This window comes from Vicinamibacteria bacterium (assembly GCA_035620555.1).
Lineage (GTDB): Bacteria > Acidobacteriota > Vicinamibacteria > Marinacidobacterales > SMYC01 > DASPGQ01.
Window position 1 is genome coordinate 1 of the sequence record DASPGQ010000618.1, and the last position, 5724, is coordinate 5724.

Annotated in this window: 7 protein-coding genes; all 7 read right to left on the reverse strand. The window is 60.6% G+C overall.

The window, feature by feature from the left end:
- On the reverse strand, positions 1-274 hold a 274-nt coding region (locus VEK15_25225), incomplete at its 3' end, for an HPr family phosphocarrier protein (GenBank protein HXV64026.1).
- A complete protein-coding gene (locus tag VEK15_25230) occupies positions 168-608 on the reverse strand; it encodes a PTS sugar transporter subunit IIA (protein HXV64027.1) in 441 nt (146 codons plus the stop codon). The genes VEK15_25225 and VEK15_25230, both read right to left, overlap by 107 nt.
- Positions 609-629: 21 nt before the next feature.
- On the reverse strand, positions 630-1508 hold the full coding sequence (gene rapZ, locus VEK15_25235) for an RNase adapter RapZ (GenBank protein ID HXV64028.1): 879 nt from the start codon (positions 1506-1508) through the stop codon (positions 630-632).
- A gap of 5 nt (positions 1509-1513) precedes the next feature.
- A complete protein-coding gene (gene raiA / locus VEK15_25240) occupies positions 1514-2062 on the reverse strand; it encodes a ribosome-associated translation inhibitor RaiA (protein HXV64029.1) in 549 nt (182 codons plus the stop codon).
- 36 nt (positions 2063-2098) lie between these two features.
- Positions 2099-3562 carry an RNA polymerase factor sigma-54 gene (gene rpoN, locus VEK15_25245; protein ID HXV64030.1) on the reverse strand — a complete coding sequence of 488 codons (1464 nt, stop codon included), beginning with the start codon at positions 3560-3562 and terminating at the stop codon, positions 2099-2101.
- Between the two features lie 17 nt (positions 3563-3579).
- Entirely contained in the window at positions 3580-4308 is a 729-nt protein-coding gene (gene lptB / locus VEK15_25250) for an LPS export ABC transporter ATP-binding protein (protein HXV64031.1), read from the reverse strand.
- On the reverse strand, positions 4305-5724 hold a 1420-nt coding region (locus VEK15_25255; GenBank protein ID HXV64032.1), incomplete at its 5' end, for an LptA/OstA family protein. The genes VEK15_25255 and lptB, both read right to left, overlap by 4 nt.

Consider the following 5724-nt stretch of genomic DNA (forward strand, 5'->3'; position numbering starts at 1 on the left):
TCCCCGCGGCGGCCGCCAAGAACAGAACACCCAGGATGCTCTTACCATCGGTCGTCGTCCCGTCCTTCGTCACCGTGACGTCGGAGCGAAACTGTGCCGCCGCCCTCACGAAACGGGCGGCGGCGCGCGCATGCAGGCCCAGAATATTCACGATCTGGACTCTCTTCTCAAGCATCGCGGTTCTCGCGACGCTCGCGATCCTGACTGGCAAGAAGGTCGCTCGCCAGATAGATGCTGTCTTTCCCGTCGCGCGCCGCCTCGGCGGCCACGGCATGCAGGTCGTCGCCCTCCTCCTCTTCCCGAAGGCTGGCGAGACGTATGAGCATCGGTAGGTTGACCCCGGTCACCACCTCGAGCCTTCCCTTCTCCAGAAGAGTAAGGCTGAGATTCGAGGGGGTGCCGCCGAACATGTCGGTCAGCACGACCACTCCCTTGCCGGATTCCACGCGTCCGACCGCGTCCTCGATTTCTTTCTGGGCGTCTTCGGGGCTCTCGTGCCACCCGATCGAAACGGCGGTGACGTTCGGAAGATCGCCGACGATGATCTCCGCCGCCGCGACCAGCTCCCGGGCGAGTTGGCCGTGGGTCACTACCACGATTCCTATCATGATCCGAATCTCATGGCTGACTCACTCGTTCTCGCAGTCGCGGTGCGAGACCCGCACTCCATGGCGAGCGCCTCGCAGGCGCTGCCCCAGGTGATTGCCGATGACGACCGAACGGTGCTTCCCCCCGGTACAGCCCACGGCAATCGTGAGATTGGCCCTTCCTTCTGCCGCGTAGTGGGGAAGTAGATAGGAAAGAAACCCGACCAGCCGCTCGAGGAGCTCGGCGGTGGCGGGCCGCTCCATCAGATACCGCTCGACCTCGGGGTCGTTTCCGTCCTTGTCCCGAAGCGCGCTCTCGAAGAACGGGTTGGGCAGGAAACGTACGTCGAAAACGAGGTCCGCGCCGGGAGGGACGCCGTACTTGAATCCGAACGATACGATGTGGATCGCGGGCCCGAGGACTGCCGGTTCCCCGCCGAGGCTGTCGAGGACCTGACGGCGAAGCTCATGGACGGTGAGCTCGGACGTGTCGAAGATCCGGCTGGCGAGCTGGCGTATGGGCGCGAGCTCGTTCTGTTCGACCTGAACGGCCTCGATCAAGGATCCCTCCCGCCCCTGGAGCGGATGAGGTCTTCGGCTCTCGCTGAACCGGCGCACGAGAACTTCGTCGCGGGCCTCGAAGAACACCACCGTCGTGGGAAAACCCCGTTCGGCAAGCCGGCCGAGCGCCTCGGGAAAATGCTTCAGCAGTCCTCTCTCGCGAATGTCGGCGACGATGGCGACTCGATCGATATTGTCCCCACCCTGGGCGGTGAGCTCAGCAAAGGCGAGAATGAGGTTGACGGGAAGATTGTCCACACAGAAGTAACCGGCGTCCTCGAGGGCCTTCAACGCGAGCGTCTTTCCCGATCCGGACAACCCGGTAATGAAGACGAATCGAACGCTCCTCGGGTCCGCCATCCCCCTTATCGTTCCGGCGCGATCAACCCGAAGTTCCCGTCAGGACGCCGGTAGAGCACGTTGGTGCTATCGGTCGTCGCGTTGCGGAACACGAGGAACTCCGCCTGCTCCTCGTCGATCGCAATCACCGCTTCTTCCACCGTCAAAGGTTTGATCACGAACCGTCGGCTCTCGACCACGCGACGATCGGCGGGCGAGACATTCCGCTCCGAGGAGATGACGTTGAACGTGCCCACTCCCTGGAAACGTGCAGCCCGACGACGTTTCTTGTGAATCCGCTTCTCCGTTTGCCTCTTCGCCTGGGCCTCGAGCTTCTCGATCGCCTGGGTGACCGACGCCTTGATGTCCTCCGAAGCCTCCTTGGCGGAGAGGTGGACATTGCCGCGGCAGTGGACGTTCACTTCCGCTATCTGCCGGTATTTCTCCGTCGACAAAGTGACGTGTACGTCGGTAATGCCGTCGATGTAGCGGCCGATCTTCTGTACTCGTGATTCGATGTGAGATTTCAGCCTGGCGGGTACGTCGACGTGCCTGCCGGTTATCTTTATCACCATATCTTCCCTCGAAAATCGAGCACGCGCGCCCCGGCGTCACGAGGCGAAGGGGCTGCTATAGAGATTCTTTCGCTGATTGGAAGGAGGTATACGCAGCTCTTCACGATATTTGGCGATGGTCCGGCGGGCGAGAACGAGTCCTTCATCTTCGAGAATCTTCACGATCTTCGAGTCCGACAGGGGCTTCTTCGGATTCTCCTCTTCTACGATCTTCCGGATTCTCCGCTTGATGGTGACGGAAGAGACGTGCTCTCCGTCCCTGCTCGCGATGCCGCTGTGAAAGAAGTATTTCATCTCGAAGACGCCCTGAGGCGTGTGCATGTACTTGTTGCTCACCACTCGAGAGACCGTAGACTCGTGCATTTCGATGTCGTTTGCCACGTCCCGCAGCACCATGGGCCTCAGATGCTCCACGCCATTGTCGAGAAAGTCGATCTGCTGCCGTACGATGCTGTTGGCTACTTTATAGATGGTCTTCTGGCGTTGATCGACCGACTTGATCAGCCATAGCGCACTCCGCAGCTTCTCTTTGACGTAGTTGCGGGTTGCTTCGTTCTCCGCGGATTTGTTCTCGAGCATCCGGCGATAGATCGAGCTGATTCGGAGCTGCGGCAAGCGGTCCTCGTTGAGTACGATCTCGTACTTGTCGTCCACTTTGACCACATAGACGTCGGGAGTCACATAGTGGCTGCGCTCGGTATGGAACTTCGAGCCCGGCTGTGGATCGAGGCGGCGAATGATCTCACAGTGCTCGATCACCTCTTCGACGGGGAGGGACATGGCCTTGGCGATGTCGTTGAACCGGTGACTCTGGAGGAGCTCGAGGTGCTCCGCGACCATTACTTCCGCTGGGGTTCCTCCGAGCTCGAGCTGGCGAAGCTGGATCAATAGGCACTCTCTCAAGTCGCGCGCGGCGACGCCCACGGGATCGAATGCCTGAATGACCGTGAGCACCCGTTCCACATCGGCACGCTCGTAGTCACCCATCTGACAGAGCTCATCGGTCGTCGCCTGGAGGAACCCATGCTCGTCGACGTTACCGATGATCGCTTCGCCGATCTCGATGTCCTTGTCGTCACTCAACGTCATGCGCAGTTGCCAGGCAAGGTGGTCCGCGATCGACGCGGTGCTCGAGAGGGTGTTCTCGATTGGAGGAAGGTCGGGGATCTCGTAACTCGTCCGCGGCCGGTAGCCATCGTCGAGATAGTCGCTGAAGAAGGACTCGTAATCGATCTCGTTCAACGAGTCTTCGTTCTTGCTCTCGGACTCCGCCTTTTCGTCGCGGGTCTCGGCCGCCGCCGCCTCTTCGCTGCCCTCCACCGATTCCGCGCTCTCTCGTTCGACTTCCTCCTCCAAGAGCGGATTCTCGGTGATTTCCTGCTGGAGCATATCGGCAAGCTCGAGCGTCGACATCGGCAGGAGTTTGATCGCCTGCTGGAGAGACGGGGTCAGTATGAGCTTTTGCTGAAGCTTCGGCTGAAGGCTTAGCTTTTGCTGCACGGCTGCCCAATCACGGCTCAGTCGAGCCGGAAATCCTCTCCGAAGTAAACACGACGAACATCTTCGTTTTCTGCCAGCTCCTCGGGGGTTCCCGAGCAGAGAATCTTCCCATCGTTCATTATATAGGCTCGATCGGTGATCTTCAGGGTTTCTCTGACGTTGTGATCGGTGACCAGAATGCCGATTCCCCGGGTTTTCAGATGCTGGACGATCCTCTGGATGTCCCCGACCGCAATGGGATCGATGCCGGCGAAGGGCTCGTCGAGCAGCATGAAGGCGGGAGACGTCACCAGGGCGCGCGTTATCTCGGCGCGGCGTCGCTCCCCGCCGGACAGCGTATAGCCACGCGAGCGCGCCTTGTCGGTAAGCCCAAGTTCTTCCAGCACTTCCGCGAGTCGCCTCCGCTTTTCCGAGACGTCGAGGCTCAGGGTCTCGAGAATGGCCAAGGCGTTCTCCTCGACGGTGAGCTTGCGAAAAATCGAGGGCTCCTGGGGCAAGTAGCTGATCCCGCTGCGGGCACGGAGATACATCGGGAACTCTGTGATTTCCTGATCATCCAGATAAACACTTCCAGAATCCGGTCGTGTCAAACCCACGACCATGTGAAATGTCGTCGTCTTTCCCGCACCGTTGGGACCTAGCAGTCCAACGACCTCGCCCTCACGCACTTCGATCGTGACGTCGTCGACCACTTTCTTCTTGCGAAAGGACTTCGCGAGCGATCGGCCCCGCAAAACCTGCATCAATGAGGGCGCGGTTTCGATGAGTACGTCGTTTTAGTGCGGTTTTGCTCTTGGCCGTCAACGAAAATCGTATCATCGGTCAAAGAGAATGTCAATTGCTTTGCTTCCGTGAGTTTACCGTCGTTTTCCATCCACGCCCGCTCACCGGTCACCGTCACTTGGTCGTCGCTCGGGGAGTATCTTGCCGCGTCACCCGCGGCTTTCCCGTTGGGCGTCTGGATCTCCACCTGTCCCCTCGCATGAAGCTCCCGCACTTCCCCGGAACCGGGGGCGAGCTTGAGGTCGAGCTCCTCGCCCGTCAGCGACATGGACTCCGCACGCATATCGACGTGGCCCCGGTAAAGCATGACATCTGCTCGAGAACGGTAGTCGAGCTCCTCGGCAAGCGTCACCGTCGGCCTCGGTGGACCGTCGGCTTCGCCCGAGAGTCTCTGAAAGATAACGGTGCGGACCCCGCCTCGCGCGTCGAGGTCGCCCGCCGACTGCGATATCTCGATCCGGTCGGCTTCGATCCGGTTCTGCCCCTGGAAACCGCGGGCATGGTCGGTATAGATGGCGAGGTCCTTATTGCGGTCGTACCGGACTCGATCGGCGACGAAGTACACCGCTTCGTCGCTCTCGTTCCCGGGAAACACCCGGCCATCGGAAGCTGCCTGAGTCGTCGAACGCACCGCACCGAGCCCTTCTACGTCTCCCGAATCGACGTTGATACGGATCTCATCGGCTTCCAGCCGGGCTCGCTGGTCCCACAGTCGCGGGGATTCCTCCAGCACGAGCAGTGATTCGGCAACCCGAAAAGTTCCCTGCTCGGCTTCGGCGCGGGCGTCGCCCTGCTCGAACGTCACCGAGCGCTCGCATCGCGCTTCCAACATATCGCCGGTAATGGGGTCGAAATCCGTCTCGAGCTGCCGCGCGGTGACGATTTTCTTCTGTTCGTTGCTGCCGGCCATGGGGGTGAGGACGAGCATCACGCCTCCTCTTCCTCGAAGCACGGTGAGCCTTCCCTCCTCATCGAAGTCGAACGCCAGAGTGTATCCCTCGAGCTCTTTGTGGTAGCCGGCCTGGGCACCTTCGAGAAGGGTCATTACCAGCCGCGCGCCTTCGAGCGCACGCACCCGCTCGAGGTGCTCTCCGCCTTCTCGCAAATAGACCTCGAGCTTGTCGGTCAACAAACGCTTGAGCCCGGGCTCCGACGTGATGCGGCTCCGACTGCCTCCGGAGAGATCGCCGGGCTCCTCGGAGGCGGAAACGTTCATCCGCAAGTCCACGTTCTCGTACGCCTCGAGGTGTTCGATCGATTCTCGATCTTCGGAGAAATATACCTGCAGGTCGTTGCACGCCAGAGATCGGTCCGAGTGGCGAACGTGGACGTCGTCCACGTAGCGCAGCCAGTTCTGTCGCCGCTTCAAGACCGCTCTC